This window comes from Streptosporangium fragile, assembly GCF_039534445.1.
In the GTDB taxonomy this organism is placed as follows: Bacteria; Actinomycetota; Actinomycetes; order Streptosporangiales; family Streptosporangiaceae; genus Streptosporangium; species Streptosporangium fragile.
On sequence record NZ_BAAAVI010000021.1, the window covers coordinates 113,173 to 132,628 of the forward strand.

Here is a 19,456-nt window from a genome sequence, read left to right on the forward strand (position 1 = left end):
GGCTATGAGTGATCTCGCGCCTGGCGTCTACGAACAGCTCCTCACCCATGCCCTTGACCGGCGTCTGCGTGTGGTTCCCGGAGAGTTGGTGGAGGTTGTCTCCGTTGAGCAGGCAACCGCTGAGGACTATCTCGTCCGGCACATTGCCAGCCTGACCCGCCATGCCTTGCGATCAGCTAAGACTCCTGAGCAGCAGATCGATCGGGCCAACCACATCGCTGAGGCGATCATCAAGGGGTTCCTCGACGCCGAGGACGAAGGGGAACGGGTCGTACAGCCCGGCCAGCTACTCACTGAGGTGCGGCAGCCGTCAGGCGTGCCTGGACGGCCGGAGCCGCTGATCCGGCCCGAGACCCCGCTATCCGCCAGTGCTCTCCTCGTGAACGGGCGCGGTCAGCCGAGTATCGGCACCGAAATCCAGCGGGAGTTCGCGACGGCCGACCGGGTGGACCTGATCTGTGCCTTCATCAAGTGGTACGGCCTGCGCCTCATTGAGGGGCCGATCAAGGAGTTCATCGCCCGGGGCGGTGAGCTCCGAGTGATCACTACAACCTACATTGGGGCAACGGATAAGGCTGCACTGGATCGCTTGGTCGCCCTGGGTGCCACGGTCAAGATCTCCTATGAGACGCATAGCACCAGGCTTCACGCCAAGGCATGGATGTTCCACCGGCACACTGGCTTCTCGACTGCCTACGTCGGCTCATCCAACCTGTCCAAGGCCGCGCAGTTGGACGGCCTGGAGTGGAACGTGCGACTCACCCAGGTCGAACAAGCCCATCTGCTCTCGACGTTCACTGCCACCTTCGAGCAGTACTGGGCCGATCCGGCATTTGAGGACTATGACCCGGCCCGCGATGGTTCTCGCCTGGCTACGGCGCTCAGGCTTGAGGGTGGATCGGCCCCGGCTGATCTCCCCCTGGAGATTGCCGCGCTGGATGTCCTGCCGCGCTGGTATCAAGCGGAGGCGCTGGAAGAGTTGGAAGCCGAGCGTGAAGTGCACGGCCGTACACACAACTTGGTCGTCATGGCCACCGGCACTGGAAAGACCGTGATCGCCGCGCTTGACTATCGACGACTGGCTGCCGCGGGCAAGGCCGACACCGTGCTGTTCGTCGCTCACCGAGAGAGCATCCTGAACCAGAGCCTGGCTACCTTCCGGCAGACGCTCCGTGATGGGGAGTTTGGCGAGAAGCTTGTCGCCGGTCATCAACCGAAGAAGTGGCGACATGTCTTCGCCTCGATTCAGTCGCTGGCCAACATCAACCTCGACGAACTCGACCCGTCCCGGTTCGACATGGTGATCGTTGATGAGTTCCACCATGCTCAGGCGCCTACCTACCGGCGGCTGCTTGAGCACCTCCAACCTCGCTACCTTCTCGGCCTGACAGCTACTCCCGAGCGCACCGATGGCATCAACGTCGGAGCGTTCTTCGGTGGGCGGATTGCTTACGAGCTGCGCCTCTGGCAAGCGCTCGAACAACAGCTTCTAGTCCCGTTCCACTATTTCGGCATCCACGATGAGGTCTCCCTAGCCGACGTGGCGTGGCGCCGTGGACGTTATGACGAGACGGCCCTCAGCGAGCTCTACACCGGAAACCACGCCCGGGTTCGCCTTATATTGCAAGCCGTACGGGACAAGATCGCTCATCCGGGTGAGATGCGCGCGATCGGCTTCTGCGTGAGTGTTCAACATGCCAGATTCATGGCCGGCCAGTTCACTCAGTACGGCATTCCCTCCTTGGCCGTAACCGGTGACACTCCACTCGATGAGCGTCGCCTTGCCGTGCATCGCTTGAGGAAGGGGGAGGTCAACGTACTGTTCACCGTTGATCTCTTCAACGAGGGTGTGGACATCCCCGAGGTCGATACCGTCCTGTTCCTTCGCCCCACGGAGAGCGCTACGGTCTTCCTTCAGCAACTCGGCCGAGGATTGCGCCGCGCCCCGGAGAAGACGTGTCTCACCGTGCTGGACTTCGTTGGTCACCAGCGGGCCGAGTTCCGCTTTGACCTACGCCTCCGGGCGCTCACCGGTCTTCCTCGGCGTAAGCTGCCCGAGGCGTTGCCGAACCCGACGCTTCCCGCTGGGTGTCACCTTCAGCTCGACAGTGTGGTGACCGAGATGGTCCTCGCCAATGTGCGTCGCGCTCTTCGTCTCCCGTGGAAGGACCTCGTCACCGAGCTTCGCTCGATGCCCGAAGTCTCGCTGGCGGGCTTCTTGGCGGAGACCGGTCTTGAACTAGAAGACCTCTATCGGTCAGGCAAGGGCGGCTGGGCCGAACTGCGTCGTCGTGCTGAGAACCGTCCTGTTGTGGAAGATGATGCCGACCGCAGGCTCGGTCGGGCGATTGGGCGTCTCCTGCATGTCGATGACCCCGTACGGCTGGCGCTGCTCCGCGAAGGTTCCACGAATGATCCACGCCTACTGGCGATGCTGCATGTCGTCTTGCTGGGGGGTGATGTGCCCTTCGACTCAGGCAAGAGTGTGCTGCGGCTGCTGGCGGCCCATCCTGACCGCAGAGAAGAACTCCGAGAAGTAGCCTCTGTTCTTGAGGACCGAATGCACCGGGTCACCGTGGAGGTGGCGGGTTTGCCGCTCCGTATCCATGCCCGGTACTCCAAGAATGAAGCTCTGGCGGCCTTTGGTGTGGACCGTCCTGGAAACGTCCGTGAAGGGGTCAAGTGGGTGCCCGAGGAGAAGGCTGACATCTTCTTCGTCACCTTGCGGAAGTCGAAAGGCTTCTCACCGACGACCATGTACAACGATCGAGCGATCAGCCCAACACTCTTCCACTGGGAGTCTCAGAGCACCACACGCACGTCATCGCCGACCGGCCAGCGCTACATCAACGGCGGCTCGACTGTGCACCTCTTCCTCCGTGAGACCAAAGAAGAGGACGGCTCTCTCGGTGCTCCGCCGTTCTTCTACGCGGGACCGATGACCTACGTGTCATCTGAGGGCGATCGACCAATGCAGATCCTCTGGCAACTGGCGCACTCCCTCCCCGCGGATGTCTTCCACCAGGCCAGCCTTGCCACTGTCTGAATAGTCATGCTTGGAAAGCCCTTGAGCTTCCACCGCACGTAGAAGCTGGAGCGCCAGTCCGTGAGGACATTCCTGCAGAGGAGGCCGCGCGCATCATAGAGCAGGCCCTGGCGTTCCTGGTGGCGTGCGCGCTCAACCCGGACGCGCGGCTGTCCCCCTCCAAGCGGGTGGACGTCGGCTGGCACGTCTTCCTGACGTACACCCGCCCCTACGAGGAGTTCTGCCGGAAGGTCGCCGGCCGGTTCATTCACCACGAGCCCGCAGACACCCCCGACGGCGCGATTTCCGACCCTGTGGCCGCGATGGGGGCTACCGTCGAGGCGATGCGGGCCGCGGGCCTGCCGGTCGTCCCCGAGCTGTGGATTCCCGCGGGCGAGTGCAGCCAGTGCTACGCCGGGTGCGCCGACGACCCGGCCGATGCCCCGAAGGGGAGATGACCGTGAGACCACAGTGGGACGACCTTCCCGGCGGCGTGCGTGACACCGTCCAGGCCCGGATCGGGCAGATCCTCAAGGCCGAACCCGTGACCAGGGGGCTCATGCCGGGGATCGCCGCCCGCCTGCACACCGAGGACGGCGGGACCGTCTTCCTCAAGGCCGTTTCCGGCGGCAGCCCGGCCGCGAGCCTCTACGCGCGGGAGCGGCGGGCGGGCGCCCTCCTGCCACCCGGCCTGCCCGCGCCCCGCCTGCTGTGGAGCGGTGACGTGGAGGGGTGGATCGTGCTGCTGCACGAGTACGTCGACGGCCGCGACGCCGACCTCTCGCCCGGCTCGCCGGACGTGCCGCTCGTACTGGACACCCTGATGGTTCTGAACGAGACGCTCACCCCGTGCCCCGGCCGCGATGGCATTCCGGACGTCGCCGAGAACGTCGCGATGCTCCAGGCCAAGGCCGCGCACCTGCTCGCCCTTCCCGCCGGGGATCTGCCGTACCGGGCCATGTACGAGACGGCGCTTCGCGGGTTCCACCCCGACGCCCTGGGCGGTGACACGCTTCTCCACTACGACCTGCACGCCGGTAACCTCCGGATCGGCCACGGTCAGCCGTACGCCATCGACTGGGCGTTCGCGGCGCGTGGGGCCGCCTGGATCGACGTCGTCATGCTCGCCCCCCGCTTCGTCGCGGCGGGCCACACTCCGGAGCAGGCCGAGGCGCTTCTTGCCCGGGTGCCCGCCTGGCGGTCCGCGCCCGAGGGTGCCGTCACTGCGCTGGCCGCGTTGTGGACGTTGTTCCGCCTGTACAAGGCACGGTTCGGCCCCGAGGAGGGACGCGAGTTCCGTGCCCGCGCCGCCGAAGCCGGGCAGGCCTGGGTGCGCCACCGCACGTAGTAGCTGGGACGCCGTATTCGGCTTGGTGCGGCAGGACCAGCGCGGGGCGTTACATGTCCAACGCGGCGATGGCCGAGGCGATCAGCGTCCGGGCCGCCGGGCCGTACACCGCCAGCTCGGCGAACTGGGCGAACGCCTTGGCGTACAGGGCGATCTCGTGTGGTTGGGTCACGGTCAGCTCCGCTGACAGGGTCTCCACCAGGACCCGTTCCTCGTCGAAGATCCAGAATCCGTTGGTGGGCCACATGGCGCGGTCACGGATCGGGATGATCCCGAGGCTGATGTTGGACCGGGTGGCGACGGCGAGGAGGTGACCGAGCTGGCCGGCCATCACCTCGGTGTCACCGATCCGTGTTCGTAGCGCTGCTTCCTCCAGGATGACCGCGCAGCGGCGGCCACCGGAGGTGAGGACCTGCTGTCGCTGCATGCGGACCTTGACTGCTTCGGCGGTGTCGTCGGGGATTTCCCGGAAGGTGACGACGGCACGCATGAGGGACAGCGCGTAGTCAGCCGTCTGGAACAGGCCGGGGATCAGCGACGGCTCGTAGATGCGAAAGCGACTGGTTCGCTCGTACAGCGGGATCGCGGCCTTCTGGAGCCGCTGGAGGCCGGTGCGCTGCATCCGCCGCCATTCGACGTACATCTCGTCGATGGTGCGGAGCGATGCGACCAGGTCACCGGCTTGATCCTCGGCACCGCAGTGCCGGCACCAGATGGTGATGTCATGTTCGGACGGGGTCTGCCGGCCGTGTTCGATCCTCGACACCTTCGAGGAGTGCCACCCCGCGAGGTTGGCCAGGTCACGCCCGGTGAGATGCGCGGCGAGACGCATCTCACGCAGGCGTGCGCGCAGCGCGTGCTTGGCCTGGTCGACGGCGCGTGATGGCGATGACATGGTGCTGCTCATCAGAAGAACGGGGGCGGATGCTCAGGCGGGGGTGTAGTCGCCGTGGTCGATCGCCGCCGCCCACACCGCGTCGAACGCCGCCGCGCACAGTTTCACCACGTCGGGGTCCTCGCACCATTCCACTCCGGCCCAATCACCGTCTCCGGTGAAGTGGTTGAACTGCACCCGGGCTCCGTCCAGCAGCCAGAAGTCGTTACCGGGCAGTGTGATCCCGGACGCCCGGCGGCGGGGAAGCCACCGTCCCTGCTCGCCCGCCACAATGTTGGTGAAAGAGACGTCGTACTCGAAACGGATGTATTCGGTCACCGGCTCGGAGACGATCCGAGCCCGCTTGACCGCCACGCCCCTGCCGGTCGTCTCCCGCATCAGGCTCAGCCACGGCCGCCACCACGACGCCTCGTCAGCCGGGTCGTAGCGGTGGCCCGCCCGCCACGCCGAGAACATCGGGTCCTCGTCGGACACGGCGTACAGGTCGCGCATCTCCAGGTGGACGGCCGACCGTTCGCATGAGCGGAACAACGTGGTCCACTGGTCAAACGTCGGCGCTCCGGCGCTCCAGGTCACCGGTCACCTCCAGCGTGGGCATCGCGGCTTTCGGGATCTCGATCACTGTCTCATGGCCGGGCATGTCCAGTTGGGCGAGCACGAGCGGGTCGGTGACGAGCGGGCCTTTGAACACGTACGTCTCGTCAAGGTCGAGCACCAGTGGCGGGCCTGCCGGGATGGAAACGCCCTCCGGCAGGAACGCCATGAGCTCCTTCGGCACCTCCACGACGGTTTCGTGTTCGGCGAGGTCGAGCCGGGCGAGCACCGCCGGATCGGTGACGATCCAGCCTTGAAGCACGTATCTGTCGCCGTCGTCGAACAGCGTTGGAGAACCGCCGTCGATGGTGTCCTTGCCGAGGAAGCGTAGCGCCACAGGGCCCTCCTTCGATCGGGAAACGGATCACTACGCCACCGAGCGTGTGGGTCGTACGACACCGCCTCAAGGAGTTTGCGAGAGTTTGCGTGACGCGGCGAGGACTCCCCCTGCTGTATGGGTTGACATGCAAAGACGTTCAAACTCGTTGAGCCGCAGGTATGGCTTTCCTAGCGTTGGGGCGCGCTCCTCTTCCGTCGCTTTCCCGGGTGCTTCGCGTTTCACCGCCACTGTTTCCTCCTCTCGGAACCTCCTCCTCCCGAAAGACTCGGGGAAAGGACACCACGATGGACACCTCGTGCGGACAGCCATGGGGCCTCACCAGGTTGGCTCCGTTCATACCCTCGGCGGTCCCGTCCGTCGCTCCGTTCCGTGTCGAACTCGACCCGGTCACTCAGACCGGTGTCTACCGCGACGCGACGACCGGCCGGCTCATTGAGGCGGGCAAGCACGGCACCAACAAGCAGACCAGCAAGACGGAGAAGACAGGCGGAGGGGGCGACGGCCAGAGACCTCAGCCTTCGGACCAGACCACGGTCACCGACTACGGCGACGACTGAGGACCGCTCACGTGATCCTGGTGCTCACCTGCCTGGACGATTCGACTGCGGACATGGTCATCGGCCACCTGAACAAGCGTGACGCGCGTGTCGCCCGTTTCGACCCTGGCGTTGACTTCCCCGGCGACGCCGAACTGTCGGCGTGGCTCGGGAGGTTTCCGCCGCGTGGGGTCCTCACCACGCGGTCGCGGCGTATTCCCCTGGAGGAGGTGCGGGCCGTCTACTACCGGCGGCCCACACCGTACCCACCTGGCAACCCGTCGTACGCCGAGCGATTCGCCGGGACGCAAGCCCGCTTCGGGGTCGGCGGAGTTCTCGCGGCTCTGCCGTGCCCGTACGTCAGCCACCCATGGGCGGTCACCGCGGCCGAGTACAAACCCCTTCAGCTTGTCACCGCACGTCAGGCCGGATTCGAGGTGCCCGCCACCCTGATCACCAACCGGGTGGACGATGCTCGTGTGTTCGCGATCGAGCATGGTCCGATCGTCTACAAACCCCTGCGGGCCACCCCGTACACCGGCCCCGACGGGGAGCCCGCCACCATATGGACAACCCAGGTCGAGCCCGACGAGCTGGACGAGACCATCAACCACACCGCGCACCTGTTCCAGGCACGCGTCGACAAGAAGGCGGACCTTCGGGTGACCGTCGTCGGGAAGCGGGTCTTCTGCGTCCGGATCGATTCGGACCTGCTCGATTGGCGGCAGGACTACGACCGTCTCTCTTACATGGTGGTGGAGCCTCCGCCCGGTCTCGCCGACGGCTGCCTCGCCTACCTCGGAAAGCTCGGCCTGTGCTTCGGCGCGTTCGACTTCGCACTCACCCATGACGGTGTTCCGGTGTTCCTGGAATGCAACCCCAACGGGCAGTGGGGATGGCTGGAGGACGCCACCGGGCTGCCCATCGCCGCCGCGATCGCCGATCTGCTCCTGGAGGAAGTGCCGTGACCGCTCATGCCACACCCGGCCTCGCCGCGCGGCTCCGCCGTACGCTCGCCGATCGGCTCGCCCGGAACGGCAGCCTGCGTGACCCGGCCTGGCGGGACGCGGTCGAGGCCGTGGCGCGCGAGCTGTTCCTCGGTCCGGCGATCGCCGGGGCCACCGGGTACGGCGACCGGTGGAGGGTGACGCGCCGCGAGGAGGTGACCGCGGACGAGTGGCTGGAGCTGGCCTATCGCGACGAGACGTGGGTGACCCAGGTCAACGGGGTGATGGTCGAGGACGCGCACGGCATCGTTTCCGGGGTGCCGACGTCCTCCTCGACACTGCCCGGCCTGGTCGTGCGGATGCTGGAGGCGGCGCGGATCTCCGACGGTGACAGGGTGCTGGAGATCGGCACCGGCACGGGTTACTCCACCGCGCTGATGTGTCACCGGCTCGGTTCCGGGGCCGTGACCTCCGTCGAGTACGACCCGGACGTGGCCGGGCGGGCCCGTGGCGCGCTCACCGCCGCCGGGTACGCGCCCACGCTCGTGACCGGGGACGGTCTCGCCGGTTACGACGGGAACGCCGAGTACGACCGGCTGATCGCCACCTGCTCGGTCCGCTACATCCCCCTCCCGTGGCTGTGGCAGGTGCGGGACGGCGGCACGATCACCGTCCCTCTCTCCGGGTGGATGTACGGGAGCGCGTTCGCGCACCTCACGCTTGCCGACGACGGCACCGCCGGTGGACGGTTCCTGGAGGACGACGTCTACTTCATGACCGCCCGCCCCCACGGGCCGCCTCCGATGCCGTCCCCCCACCTCGGACTCGGGACCGGCAGGAGCAGCCGCATAGATCCGCGGGTCCTGGACGATCCGACCGGGCTGTTCGTGGGGCAACTGGCCGCGCCGTCGGCGATGAAGCTGGGGGGCGGCGACGAGGTCGCCCTGCTGGACGTGGCCACCGGTTCGCAGGCCACCACCGCGCCGGATCCGGAGGGCGGGTGGACGGTCCGCCAGCACGGCCCGCTCCGGCTCTGGGACGCGGTCGAAGACGCCGTCCTGATCTGGCGGGAAGCCGGATCACCGCACCAGTCCGCGTACGGGCTCACCGTCACCCGGGACCGCCAGTACGTCTGGCTGGGCGAACCCGATGGGCCGAGCTGGAGCCTGCCCGTCTGAGCGGCGCAAGCAGGAACGGGCGGCCAAGCAGCACGAGCAGGCGGCACACGCCGTACGGGTGGCACAGGCCGTACGGCGCCGCTGCTGTGTCACCCTCGGGACGGCCCGCCGGTCACGGACTGCGCCTCGATGAGGTCGACCACCTCCGACAGGACCGTGCCCAGCGGGGCGTCGACGGTGAGGGCCGCGTAGGCGTCGCCGCGGGTCGGGCCCTGGTTGACGATCGCCACCGGGATGCCGAGCTTCGCGGCGCGCAGGACGAACCGGCGGCCCGACATGACCGTCAACGACGAGCCGAGGACGAGGAGCAGGCGTGCTCTCTCCACGAGGGTGAAGCACTCACGCACCCGGTCCGCCGGGACGGTCTCCCCGAAGAAGACGACGTCGGGCTTCAGCACTCCTGTGCCGCAGGCTCGGCAGCCGACCACCTGGAAGCCGTCGACCTCCTCGTCCCGCAGGTCGACGTCGCCGTCCGGGTTGATCGCGGTGGCCTGGGCGCCGAATCGCGGGTTCGCCCGGGTCAGGCGGTCATCCAGTTCTTCCCGGGAGCTCACGTCGCCGCAGCTCAGGCAGACCACGTCACGCAGGCTGCCGTGCAGTTCGACGACTGTTTCGGCGCCGCCCGCCTGGTGCAGGCCGTCGACGTTCTGCGTCACGATGCCGGTGACCAGGCCCCGCTGCTGGAGACGCGCGACCGCGCGGTGGCCGCTGTTCGGTGCCGCCCGGGTCATCGCCCGCCATCCGACATGGCTCCGGGCCCAGTAGCGCCGCCTGGCCGCCGGGTCGCCGACGAATGTCTGGTAGGTCATCGGAGTGTGCCGGTTCAGGGTCCCGCTCGGCCCCCGGTAGTCGGGGATTCCCGACTCCGTCGATATCCCGGCCCCGCTCAGCACCGCGACCTCGCCCGCGGCCAGCAGCTCCGCCAGCATGCTCGTACCGTCGCTCACCCCTCCATGCTGCCCCACCGCGTGTACTGAACCGCCCACGCCGGCACCTCGGGGCTCCGCGCCACCGGCCGTATCCGGAGTGGAATCGCGAGATTCACTGCGGTTGATTGTCCTTATTTCGGTAAATCTTGCATACGGGTTTAGAGAGATCACTCCGAGTGATGTGGTGATTTCCCGGTGCGTGTCGCTTTATAGGCATCGGGAAAGGAGCGTCATCTTGTCTTCCCCCCCGGGGGAGGTCTCCGGATTCGGAAGGAGTGTGATTCGGATGCCGCGGCCTGAGAGGGCGCTGCAGGCTTTCTCCTGCCGACTCGCTACGGTTTCGCAGGGGTGGGCCGGGATGCCTGGGGGAAGAGGGGCCATGGAAGAGGCGCTTCGGGCGTTATGGAAAATATATTGGTAACCGATCGGCAATGATCCGCCCTTCTATACGCTCCACCGAAGAAGCTTTCCGGGCCGACTGAATGGATTGGGGCGAGGTGGCCTCCGTGCGGGAGCAGGAGCAGAACGCTCTGCAGGGCGACTTCGGGGAGGCATGGCTTGAGGTGGTTGCGGCAGGCTGCGGTCTCCTGCATGGACGACCTGCCACGCTCGACCTTCAGAAGGCGGACGTGCAGCTTTTTCACCGGGGTGTCGAGTTGGGCACATACAACCCGGCTGTCCTCGTTCAGGTCAAGACCACGGTAGAACTTCGCCGGTCGGCCGACGGTGACTACAGCTACGACCTGGACATCGAGACCTATGACGTGTTGAGGCGAGATGATCATGCAATTCGGCGGATACTCGCTGTCATCGGCGTATCGAAGGACGGTGAGCATGTGCGCCTGGAGCCGGAGGGAACGCTTCTGGTCGGACATGGGGCATGGGTCTCACTGGAAGGATTTCCGCCGTCCGAAAACGCCAAAACTCAGGTCGTATGCCTTCCGGCGGCCCACACTCTGGATCGCCGCGGGCTCCGCCTGATGCTGAGAAAGTATGGAGTTCGCAGGTCCACCCCTGTGCCGGACGTGGACGCGTGGGGGGCCTCGTGAGCGGGCCGGGCGACACTCCGGGAGAGGGCGCCCCCGCGGTCCCCACGCTGTCTGCCTTCGTCGGTTACCTGCGGGGTTCCGGTTGGACTCTTGACGACAACGACGAGCGGACCACGCTGTGGCGTCCTCCGCCGTCCGGCGAGAGGGCGAACATGTGGGTCGTTCTTCCCGCGCGCCAGGAGGTCCGTGACTATGCCGATCGTATGGGCGAGGCGCTGCGGACGCTGGCTTACGTGGAGCAACGTCTCCCGCAGGAGATCGCCGCGGACATGAGTTTCGGCGGTGCGGACAATGTTTCCGTGCGGCTGACCCCGAACGCTCCGGCGGGAGAGGCCCCGCTGTTCATGGCGTACTCCGCCATATCCGCGTTACGTAATTATGTGATCGCGTCGGCTGTGGCGCTGGACGCCGACACTCTTGTCCTGCCTTCCCGTCGCCCGCAGCGGGCGGAGTCCTATGCCGCCAGAACGCGGATCTCCACGTACTCGGGAAGCTTTGTGCTTTCCCTGGCCCTCCCGTTGAAGGACGACGATGCGGAGACGACGGCGGCGCCGGTAACCGGCCAAGACCCCTTGCTGGATATCCGCCCCCTGCCTTTCGGCCGTAGGGTGACGAGCAGAATGCTCGCCGCGGCCCAACGGGCTCAGCGTCTCGCGGAAGAAGTCAGTGAAGGGCACAAACCTCTTTCGTCTTTCGGGCAACCTGGCCAAAGCGTCGCCAACGCCACGGAGTTGGAAGCGTTGAGTGCCCTGGGCGGGCCGGATCATGAGGTGTACCAGATCCGTTTCGCACAGTCCCCGCTCGCCTCGGGGTCCCATGAGCCCACGCGTCTGAGGATCACACCCGGCCAGCAGAGAATTCTCGGTGAAGCCGCGGATTTCCTGCGGACGAGGCAGCCGAGGTCCGAGGTCACGGTCACCGGTCTGGTGGTCCGCCTGTTCCGGGAGAGAAAACTCGGGAAGGGCGAGGTGGTCATACAGGGCGTCGACGACGATACGGGGAACGCAAGAAGGTTCCGCGTCGAGCTGGACGAGTCTGACTACAAACAGGCGGTGCGAGCGCATGGGACCGGCCTCCAGGTCACCGCTACCGGTGATCTCGACATTCGCGGAACGCGCCGTTCGCTGCGCCGGCTGACGTGTTTCTCGGTACTGCCCGGCATCGAAGACGACTAGCGGCGCTTTATCAGGCGGGCAGGGCGTCCACCGCCGGCAAGGCGTCGGCCGGTCCGGGTGGCCGGCGGCGCCCGGGGCTCCCTGAGGGCCGGATGTGAGCGAGCTGTTCGGGGATCACGTCCGTGGACGCGACCGTGGACACAGCGTCCTGCGCCTGCGGAGTGTCCTCACGTCGCGGAACGAGCGCGATGACCGACCGCGGCCGGCCGTGGAAGCCGGACCGGGGCCGGAGTTCGGTGGCGCCGTTCTACGGCATCGGCCGCTGCAGCCGTCCGCAAGCCGATGGCAAGCGCGTCGGGCGAGAGTGCTGTACATGCTCGGGTCGCCGGTTGCCGGTCGCCGGTCGGCGGCTGACCGGTCTTTTGCCCGGCGGGCGGCTGACCGGCTCCATCTGCCCGGAGGGTGACACCTGGTCGCGTGCCGGGCCGGGGGCGGGCTGAGGAGGCCGGTTACGGAAACGGGTCGAGGGCGGCGGCCGGGGCCGGTGACGTCCGTGGCCTGTGTATGCGGCCGGGCGGATGAGCTCAGGTGAGCCGGACGAGACCGGGTGAGCCGGGCGGGAAGAGGTTGAACGGTGCCTGCGGCCATGGGGCGCGCGGCTGAGGAAGGCGGGGGTGGATGTCCGAGCGGTACCCGAAGATCGCTGAGCGGTGGAGTGACCAGCCGGAGCGGGGGGGAACGTGGGTGGCCGAGGAGAAGGTGCACGGCGCCAACTTCGCGCTGGTGAGCGACGGTGAGCGGACCTGGCCGGCCAGCCGTCGCGGGGAGTTGGACGGGGAGCAGCTGGACTCCTTCTTCGGCGTGACCGGCATCTGGCCGTTCCTGGCCACCGCCGCGTCGACGGTGGCCAGAGGGTTGCGGTCGCGGTTCGGCGACCTGGAGGAGGTGGTCCTGTACGGTGAGCTGGCGGGTGGCCGTTACCCCCATCCGCGGGTGGTGGAGGTGAAGGAGCTGGAGCCGGTGCAGACCGGCGTCTGGTACAACCCGGGTCTGGTGTGGCTGGGATTCGACGCGCTCGTCCGCACCCCGGCCGGGCGGACCTGGTTGGGACGCGCCGAGCTGGAGGAGCACCTCGCCGAGGCCGGGCTGTCGTGCGTCCCCCTGCTGCGGCGGGGGCGGCGGGCCCAGGTGCAGGAGACACCGGTGGAGTTCCCCACTCGCGTGCCCGCGCTGTTCGGCCTCCCCGAGGTGCCCGACAACCATGCCGAGGGGTACGTGGTCAAACCCGCCGACTCCTGGCCGGTGGAGGAGCGCGGGCCGCGGCCGATGCTGAAGGTCAAGCGTCCCGCCTTCGCGGAAGACGCCCGCTACGACGGGGCGCGGCCTTTCATCCCGCCCCCCGACGGGGTGACCGGGGTACCGGGCTGGTTGCTGGCCGCCGCGGTGGAGCGGCTCACCCCGCCCAGGGTGGCCACGGCCCGGAGCAAGCTCGGCTCCGGCGCAGATCATGAGGCGCTGGCCGAGGAGATCGTCGCCGACCTCCTGACGGACCTCGCGGACGAGTTGGGCGGCCTCTCGGAGGACGAGCGGCGCCGTCTGGGCTACGCGGTGTCGTCGGCGGCACGCCTGCTGGTCGACTCCGTCACGCGCGTCCCGTGACCCGCGTCGTGGGCTGGATCCCAGCCGGCGGCCCCGCACGCCGGACCGGGCACCGGTGATCCGCGTCGCGGGGAGGGGGCCCCGCCACGCCGGCCGGTGGGGCCGGTGGGGTCGCCTCCGTCCGGCTCGCCCGTCTGGTACGCCTCGATCGCCCTGGACGCGCGGGCGGTTTCTCGCGTTGCCGGCCGTGCTGGTCGCCGGGCTGATGCCGTTCCACGGAGCCCTGCCCAACGTCGTGGGCAACCTCGGCAGCCTGTTGGAGACGTTCCTCCCCTGGCTCGGCCTGGCCGCTCCCGTGCTCCTCTGCGTGGCGCTGCTGCGCCGCTCGGCCGTCGCGGCGGTGTCCTCGGTGCTGCCCGCGGCGGTCTGGGCCGTCCTCTTCGGCGGGCTGCTGCTGCCCGACGGCCAGAGCCGCGAGGCGGCGTACGACCTGACGGCGCTCCAGCACAACGTCGGCGAGGAGAACCCCGACCACGCGGGGACCGCGCGGGCCCTGGCCGGGGTCGGGGCCGATCTCATCGCCCTTGAGGAGCTGACGTCCGACGCGTTGCCCGTCTACGAGGCCGTTCTCACGCCCGGCCATCCCCACCGCGTCGCCGCGGGCACCGTCGGGCTCTGGTCCAGGCATCCCATCGTGGACTTCCGGTCGGTGGACATCAGGCCGGCGGACATCACGGCCGACTGGCGGCGCGGGCTGCGCGCCACTGTGCGGACGCCGTCCGGTGACATCGCCGTGTACGTCGCGCACCTTCCCTCGGTGCGCGTCCGGTGGCCGGACGGCTTCAGCACCGGCCGGAGAGACGAGAGCGCCGCCGCGCTGGGCGCGGCCCTCGCCGCGGAGGAGCGGGAGACGGTCGTGCTGCTGGGCGACTTCAACGGCACCCTCGACGACCGCGGCCTGGCCCCGGTCACCTCCCGGATGACCCCGGCGAAGGAGGGGTTCGGCTTCAGCTGGCCCGCCGCCTTCCCTCTCGCCCGGATCGACCACGTCATGACCCGCGGGGCGACTCCCGTCACCACCTGGACCCTGCCCGCCACCGGCAGCGACCACCTGCCGGTGGCGGCCCGTATCAAGCTCTGAACGGCCTCCGGGCTCTGCGGAGAGGGCTCTGCGGAGAGGGCTCTGCGGAGAGGGCTCTGCGGAGAGGGCTCTCCGTAGAGGGGCCAAGCGGGTGTTCAGGCGATGCCAAGTGGGATGGGTCAATCTGGGCCGCATGCCGTTTCTACCGAGAACTCATGACATTCCCCCCGGTGTGGAACACGAGAAGTTCCACATCCGGCCCATCACGGTGCATGACACGGTCCGTGATTTCGACGCCGTGATGAGCAGCGCCCTCCGGCTGCGGGAGCGCTTCCCGCTCTGGGGCGGTTGGCCGCTCGACTCCATGACGCTGGAGGAGAACCTGATCGACCTGGCCTGGCACCAGAAGGAGGCACTGCTCCGCAGGTCGTTCAACTACGCGGTGGTGAGCCCGGACGGCTCGCGGCAGCTCGGGTGCGTCTACATCGATCCTCCGGAGAAGCGGGGGGCCGACGCCGACGTGTCGTTCTGGGTGCGGGCCGACGAGGAGGGCACGGGCCTGGAGGAGGAGCTGGAGCGGGTGGTCCGTGCCTGGCTGGGCGAGGCGTGGCCGTACGCCTCGGTGCGCTGGCCGGGGAGGGAGATCTCCTGGGAGGAGTGGGATCTCCTGCCGGACGCGCCTTAGTGTCCTGAGTCGGTAATCCGCCGACAGTATGAGGCGAGGGTGTCGAGGATCTCCTCGGCTGTCCTGGTCCACACGAGTGGTCTCGGCTCCTCGTTCCAGGTGTCGATCCAGGCGCGGATGTCCTTCTCCGGCGCCTGGACCGACCTGTGCGCGCCCCGCCGTATCCGCTTGTTCGTCAGCTCCGCGAACCACCGCTCGACCAGGGGCAGCCAGGACGCGCCGGTCGGGGTGACGTGGATATGAGACGCGGATGCGCCGGCGGCCACCTTTTGATCGCGGGGGTCTCGTGGGTGGCGTAGTTGTCGCAGACAGGTGGACGTCGAGATCCGCACCACTGTCGCGGCCTCGGCCGGCCCGTCGCCGGCCAAGACCGAGCGGCCGAGCGGCAACCCCGCCCAGAACCTGACGGAAGGCTGCGGCGGGGCTCGCCAGAGCGAGTGGATCACCGTGCAGACGGACCTGCGCTCAGCCTACAGGCGGACGACGGACGCCATCGTGACGGCGACCATGGGTTCCGTTCACTGCAGGTTCTCGTTGAAGGGCACGGACATGCTCAAGAAGTTTCTGCCGGCCGCGCTGGCGGCGACGGCCGTCGCCGCCCTCACCTTGGTCCCCGCCGGCCCCGCCGCGGCCCTCACGATCGAGATCCGTCCCGGGCAGGTCTCGACCCTGAAACAGTCGAACAGCAAGTTCAGCTGCCCGACGAACGAAGTGCTGATCGGCCGCGGGCACCGCGGCGACGAGAACGGCAACACCACGTTCCACTGCGGCCGCATCTACATCGACAACATCCAGGTCACGGTGAACAAGTGGGACATCTGGGGCACCAAGACGGATGAGAACAACCACAATTACCACACCTCGGCGAACCAGGCCATTACCGGGATTCGGCACGACGGGGACGAGAACGGCGACACCATCTACTACAGCGGCTCGCTGTTCTGGCAGGGCAAGGCGGTGCAGATCACTCCCAGGCAAGTGGAAGGCTGGGTCAGGGAAAACAACCACGCCTCGATGGGCGGCACCAACCAGGTGATGACCGGCCGCAGGCACACCGGGGACGAGAACGGCTGGACTCAATACGAGTACGGCTGGATCTCGTACAGCGGCTGATCACGGGAGCCGGGTGGCGATCCGTCCCACGGGGACGCCGCCGCCCGGCACCTCCACCCGCTCGGACTCCGCCGCCGCCCCCCGCTCCGGCTCGGCGCGTTCTTCGGCGGTCAGTTCCAGCGGCGCGAGCTTCGGTCCCGGACGCGACATGACGGGACCCTACGCGGATTCAAGACTCAAGACACTGGTCCGATCCTCGACGTCCGCCCTCGGCCGGCGCGTTGAGCCGGCCGACGACGTCGGCGTTCGGCCGCCTCCCGCCGGCGTCGGGATTGGACATCGATCGATCGCATCTGCTTTCCTCCCTTTTTGATCAACGAGAGAGGACATGGCATGCGACACCTCCGCACCCGCCGCTTCCCGGCAGTGCTGAAAGCGTCCGCGTTGACGCTCTCCCTCCTGGCGGGCGGCACCGTCGCCGGCGCGTGCACCGCTTCGGCCGAGACCTCGTCGGCGAAGGCGCCGACTTCTCCGGCGAAGGCGCCGGTCTCGCCGGCGAAGACGACGGGCGGGCAGGCGCTCCTCGATGATCGGCAGGCGCCGTCGTCCGGTGAGGCGGCCGCCCGGCGGGAACTGCGCGCGCTGGAGGCGTCCTTCAAGGGCCGCATCGGCGCGTACGCCCTCGACACGGCCACCGGGAAGACGGTCGCCTACCGGTCGGGTGAGCGCTTCCCGCTGCTGTCCACCTTCAAGGCGGTGCTCGGCGCCGCCGTGCTGCACAAGGCCCGCACCTCCGACCCGGGGCTGATGGACCGGGTCGTCCACTGGACGGCCGAGGAGGTGAAGCCGAATTCGCCGGTCACCGGGAAGCACGTGAAGGACGGGCTGACCGTCGCCCAGTTGTGCGAGGCGACCATCACCCGGAGCGACAACACCGCCGCCAACGTGCTGCTGAAGCAGATCGGCGGACCGGCGGGCCTGACCCGGTATTTCCGCACGCTGAAGGACCCGGTCTCCCGCCTGGACCGGTTGGAGCCCGAGGTCAACATCTGGAGCCCCAAGGAGAAGCGGGACACCACCACCCCCGCGGCCATAGGCCGTGATCTGCGTAATCTCACGGTCGGTGACGCGCTCGACGCGAAGGACCGGGCCCGGCTGAACGGCTGGCTGATCGCGAACACGACCGGCGGCGCGCGCATCCGCGCCGGCCTGCCCAAGACCTGGATCGTCGGCGACAGGACCGGCACCACCTCGGCGTACGGGGCCACCAACAACATCGCCGTCGTCTGGCCCACCAAGGACGCCGCCCCGATCATCATGGCGATCTACACCAACCGCCGGGTCGCCGGCGCCCCCAATGACGAGAAGGTCATCGCCGACACCGCCACCGTCCTCGCCCGCGGCCTCGGCAAGCTCCCCTAGGGAGATCTTTACGATTTTCTGAATAAAGTTCTATTCGGCAGAGCGTGACTTGAGAACCCAATAGTCTTGCTTTGTGGCAGAACGGGGTGAAGTGCAGTCAGGGGCGGCGTCAAAGATCGCGCGTCTTGCCGCCGTGGGAGCGGCGGCGGGCGTGCTGGTCGCGGGGATCGCGTTGCCGGCCGTGGGAAGCGCGGGAGCGATGGTCGTCACCGCGTCGGATGAGCTGAACCTCAATCCCGAGGACCTCACCGAGCCTCCGCTGCCGGAGGTCACGATCGTGCAGGACGCCAGGGGCAGCGAGATCGCGCGATTCTACGAGGAGTACCGGGAGGTCGTCAAGCTCGCCGAGGTGGCCGAGGTGATGAAGACGGCGATCATCTCGATCGAGGACTACCGCTTCTACGAGCACGGCGCGATCGACATCGAGGGGACCATCCGGGCCCTGGCCAAGAACCTCTCCTCGGGCGGGGTGGCCCAGGGCGGCTCCAGCATCACCCAGCAGTACGTCAAGCAGGTGCTGCTCAACTCCGCCGACACCCAGGAGGAGAAGGAAAAGGCGCTGGAGGCCAGCTACGCGCGCAAGCTCAACGAGCTGCGCTACGCGATGGCCGTGGAGCAGAAGTACTCCAAGGACGAGATCCTGGAGAAGTACCTGAACATCGCCTACTTCGGCGCGGGCGCCTACGGGGTCGAGGCGGCGGCCAAGCGGTTCTTCGGGGTCAGGGCGGCCGCTCTCACCCTGCCGCAGGCGGCGACGCTGGCGGGCGCCGTGCAGGACCCCAACGCCACCGACCCCAACCTGGGTGCCGGGCATCGCGAGCGGCTGCTGAACCGGCGCAACGTCGTGCTGGACCGGATGGCGGAGCTCGGCAAGATCACGCCGCAGGAGGCGACGGCGGCGAAAGCCACCAAGCTCGGCTATAAGGGTACGAAGCTTCCCGGAGGTTGCGAGTCCAGCAAATATGCGTACTTCTGCATCTATGTTCGTCAGGAGATCCTCAACAACCCGAGCTTCGGCAAGACGGAGAAGGCCCGTACCCGGTTCCTCAACCGCGGCGGCCTGACGATCAAGACGACGCTGGACCCCCGCATGCAGGCGGCGGCGGACCGGGCCATCCGGAAGTGGGTGCACGCCTCCGACAACCCGGTGGCCTCCGAGGCCCTGGTCCAGCCGGGCACCGGGGCGATCAAGGCCATGGCGGCCAGCCGGAAGTACGGCACCTCCAAGGCCCGGAACGAGATGTCGTACAACGTCGTGGCCGACGCGGCGCACGGCGGGGGCGTCGGGTTCCAGCCCGGTTCGACGTTCAAGACGTTCACGCTGATCAATGCGTTGCAGAAGGGCATGAAGGTCGACGACGGCCTCACCGCCGGCGCGGGCTACCGCGCCTCGGGCTACGCGGCGTTCAAGAACTGCAAGGGCGAGAACATCGGCGACCCGACGCACACCGTCACCAACGACGAGGGCAGCCCCGGCTGGAAGACCCTGCAGACCGGCACCTGGGGGTCGGTCAACACCTTCTTCATGGAGCTGGAGCAGCGGGTCGGCCTCTGCGACACCGTCAAGGTCGCCAAGTCGCTGGGCATCCACCGCTCCGACGGTCAGCCGCTGCAGGAGTACGAGACCTTCACCCTCGGCATCAACGAGATGGACCCGGTG

Annotated in this window: 19 protein-coding genes and 1 pseudogene; 14 read left to right on the top strand and 6 right to left on the bottom strand. The window is 67.9% G+C overall.

The genetic code is table 11. The annotated features are described in order from the left end of the window. Positions 1-4: 4 nt before the first annotated feature. From ABD841_RS16410 to ABD841_RS16420, 3 genes are all read left to right on the top strand, one after another. A complete protein-coding gene (locus tag ABD841_RS16410; RefSeq protein WP_344972287.1) occupies positions 5-3,046 on the top strand; it encodes a DEAD/DEAH box helicase in 3,042 nt (1,013 codons plus the stop codon). A gap of 119 nt (positions 3,047-3,165) precedes the next feature. After that, complete coding sequence (locus ABD841_RS16415) at positions 3,166-3,483, top strand: glycine-rich domain-containing protein (RefSeq protein WP_344972289.1); 318 nt, start codon at positions 3,166-3,168, stop codon at positions 3,481-3,483. Further along, positions 3,480-4,373: a phosphotransferase family protein gene (locus ABD841_RS16420; RefSeq protein ID WP_344972291.1), complete on the top strand. Its 894-nt coding sequence runs from the start codon at positions 3,480-3,482 to the stop codon at positions 4,371-4,373. The genes ABD841_RS16415 and ABD841_RS16420 overlap by 4 nt, the downstream gene beginning before the upstream one ends. Before the next feature lie 49 nt (positions 4,374-4,422). Here ABD841_RS16420 and ABD841_RS16425 read toward each other — a convergent pair whose 3' ends face one another. Genes ABD841_RS16425 through ABD841_RS16435 form a run of 3 tightly spaced genes read right to left on the bottom strand, consistent with a single transcriptional unit; the run spans position 4,423 to position 6,199 of the window. Continuing rightward, complete coding sequence (locus tag ABD841_RS16425) at positions 4,423-5,268, bottom strand: helix-turn-helix domain-containing protein (protein WP_344972293.1); 846 nt, start codon at positions 5,266-5,268, stop codon at positions 4,423-4,425. Between the two features lie 33 nt (positions 5,269-5,301). After that, positions 5,302-5,844: a DUF6879 family protein gene (locus tag ABD841_RS16430; RefSeq protein ID WP_344972295.1), complete on the bottom strand. Its 543-nt coding sequence runs from the start codon at positions 5,842-5,844 to the stop codon at positions 5,302-5,304. Beyond that, on the bottom strand, positions 5,813-6,199 hold the full coding sequence (locus ABD841_RS16435; RefSeq protein WP_344972297.1) for a hypothetical protein: 387 nt from the start codon (positions 6,197-6,199) through the stop codon (positions 5,813-5,815). The genes ABD841_RS16430 and ABD841_RS16435 overlap by 32 nt, the downstream gene beginning before the upstream one ends. Positions 6,200-6,486: 287 nt before the next feature. Between ABD841_RS16435 and tgmA the strand changes: the two genes are divergently transcribed. The 3 genes from tgmA to tgmC are packed head-to-tail and all read left to right on the top strand — an operon-like array spanning position 6,487 to position 8,863. Further along, complete coding sequence (gene tgmA / locus ABD841_RS16440) at positions 6,487-6,759, top strand: putative ATP-grasp-modified RiPP (protein ID WP_344972299.1); 273 nt, start codon at positions 6,487-6,489, stop codon at positions 6,757-6,759. Positions 6,760-6,770: 11 nt separating this feature from the next. Then, a complete protein-coding gene (gene tgmB / locus ABD841_RS16445) occupies positions 6,771-7,706 on the top strand; it encodes an ATP-grasp ribosomal peptide maturase (RefSeq protein ID WP_344972301.1) in 936 nt (311 codons plus the stop codon). Further along, positions 7,703-8,863 (top strand): ATP-grasp peptide maturase system methyltransferase, encoded by a 1,161-nt coding sequence (gene tgmC / locus ABD841_RS16450; RefSeq protein WP_344972303.1) that lies wholly within the window; start codon positions 7,703-7,705, stop codon positions 8,861-8,863. The genes tgmB and tgmC overlap by 4 nt, the downstream gene beginning before the upstream one ends. 89 nt (positions 8,864-8,952) lie before the next feature. On the opposite strand, the gene ABD841_RS16455 is transcribed toward tgmC, so the two are convergent. After that, a complete protein-coding gene (locus ABD841_RS16455; RefSeq protein ID WP_344972319.1) occupies positions 8,953-9,792 on the bottom strand; it encodes an NAD-dependent protein deacetylase in 840 nt (279 codons plus the stop codon). 506 nt (positions 9,793-10,298) lie between these two features. Between ABD841_RS16455 and ABD841_RS16460 the strand changes: the two genes are divergently transcribed. The 5 genes from ABD841_RS16460 (at position 10,299) to ABD841_RS16480 (ending at position 15,321) form a co-directional block, all read left to right on the top strand. Further along, complete coding sequence (locus ABD841_RS16460) at positions 10,299-10,841, top strand: DUF4365 domain-containing protein (protein WP_344972305.1); 543 nt, start codon at positions 10,299-10,301, stop codon at positions 10,839-10,841. 203 nt (positions 10,842-11,044) lie between these two features. Then, positions 11,045-12,016 (top strand): hypothetical protein, encoded by a 972-nt coding sequence (locus tag ABD841_RS16465; protein WP_344972307.1) that lies wholly within the window; start codon positions 11,045-11,047, stop codon positions 12,014-12,016. Between the two features lie 618 nt (positions 12,017-12,634). Further along, a complete protein-coding gene (locus tag ABD841_RS16470; RefSeq protein ID WP_344972309.1) occupies positions 12,635-13,615 on the top strand; it encodes an RNA ligase family protein in 981 nt (326 codons plus the stop codon). 205 nt (positions 13,616-13,820) lie between these two features. Further along, on the top strand, positions 13,821-14,696 hold the full coding sequence (locus ABD841_RS16475; RefSeq protein ID WP_425581992.1) for an endonuclease/exonuclease/phosphatase family protein: 876 nt from the start codon (positions 13,821-13,823) through the stop codon (positions 14,694-14,696). A 172-nt stretch (positions 14,697-14,868) separates the two neighbouring features. After that, complete coding sequence (locus tag ABD841_RS16480; protein ID WP_344972311.1) at positions 14,869-15,321, top strand: GNAT family N-acetyltransferase; 453 nt, start codon at positions 14,869-14,871, stop codon at positions 15,319-15,321. On the opposite strand, the pseudogene ABD841_RS16485 reads toward ABD841_RS16480, so the two are convergent. After that, positions 15,318-15,648, bottom strand: a pseudogene (locus ABD841_RS16485) (IS630 family transposase); the annotation flags it as partial. The gene ABD841_RS16480 and the pseudogene ABD841_RS16485 overlap by 4 nt on opposite strands. On the opposite strand from ABD841_RS16485, the gene ABD841_RS16490 reads away from it, so the two are divergent. After that, positions 15,634-16,434 carry a hypothetical protein gene (locus tag ABD841_RS16490; protein WP_344972313.1) on the top strand — a complete coding sequence of 267 codons (801 nt, stop codon included), beginning with the start codon at positions 15,634-15,636 and terminating at the stop codon, positions 16,432-16,434. The pseudogene ABD841_RS16485 and the gene ABD841_RS16490 overlap by 15 nt on opposite strands. Here the strand turns inward: ABD841_RS16490 and ABD841_RS16495 are convergent, their stop codons facing one another. Further along, on the bottom strand, positions 16,435-16,584 hold the full coding sequence (locus ABD841_RS16495) for a hypothetical protein (RefSeq protein WP_344972315.1): 150 nt from the start codon (positions 16,582-16,584) through the stop codon (positions 16,435-16,437). 183 nt (positions 16,585-16,767) lie between these two features. Between ABD841_RS16495 and bla the strand changes: the two genes are divergently transcribed. Together bla and ABD841_RS16505 are read left to right on the top strand one after the other, a co-directional pair. After that, positions 16,768-17,796 carry a class A beta-lactamase gene (gene bla / locus ABD841_RS16500; RefSeq protein ID WP_344972317.1) on the top strand — a complete coding sequence of 343 codons (1,029 nt, stop codon included), beginning with the start codon at positions 16,768-16,770 and terminating at the stop codon, positions 17,794-17,796. 199 nt (positions 17,797-17,995) lie between these two features. After that, the coding region (locus ABD841_RS16505) for a transglycosylase domain-containing protein (RefSeq protein ID WP_344972323.1) at positions 17,996-19,456 on the top strand (1,461 nt) is incomplete at its 3' end.

Bases quoted from the DNA above. Each gene is read 5' to 3' on its own strand.
- ABD841_RS16465 (WP_344972307.1), top strand. From the start codon at position 11,045: ATGGGCGAGGCGCTGCGGACGCTGGCTTACGTGGAGCAACGTCTCCCG.
- ABD841_RS16475 (WP_425581992.1), top strand. From the start codon at position 13,821: ATGCCGTTCCACGGAGCCCTGCCCAACGTCGTGGGCAACCTCGGCAGC.
- ABD841_RS16420 (WP_344972291.1), top strand. From the start codon at position 3,480: ATGACCGTGAGACCACAGTGGGACGACCTTCCCGGCGGCGTGCGTGAC.
- ABD841_RS16410 (WP_344972287.1), top strand. From the start codon at position 5: ATGAGTGATCTCGCGCCTGGCGTCTACGAACAGCTCCTCACCCATGCC.
- ABD841_RS16495 (WP_344972315.1), bottom strand. From the start codon at position 16,584: ATGTCGCGTCCGGGACCGAAGCTCGCGCCGCTGGAACTGACCGCCGAA.
- tgmA (WP_344972299.1), top strand. From the start codon at position 6,487: ATGGACACCTCGTGCGGACAGCCATGGGGCCTCACCAGGTTGGCTCCG.
- ABD841_RS16425 (WP_344972293.1), bottom strand. From the start codon at position 5,268: ATGTCATCGCCATCACGCGCCGTCGACCAGGCCAAGCACGCGCTGCGC.
- ABD841_RS16455 (WP_344972319.1), bottom strand. From the start codon at position 9,792: ATGCTGGCGGAGCTGCTGGCCGCGGGCGAGGTCGCGGTGCTGAGCGGG.
- bla (WP_344972317.1), top strand. From the start codon at position 16,768: ATGCGACACCTCCGCACCCGCCGCTTCCCGGCAGTGCTGAAAGCGTCC.
- ABD841_RS16470 (WP_344972309.1), top strand. From the start codon at position 12,635: ATGTCCGAGCGGTACCCGAAGATCGCTGAGCGGTGGAGTGACCAGCCG.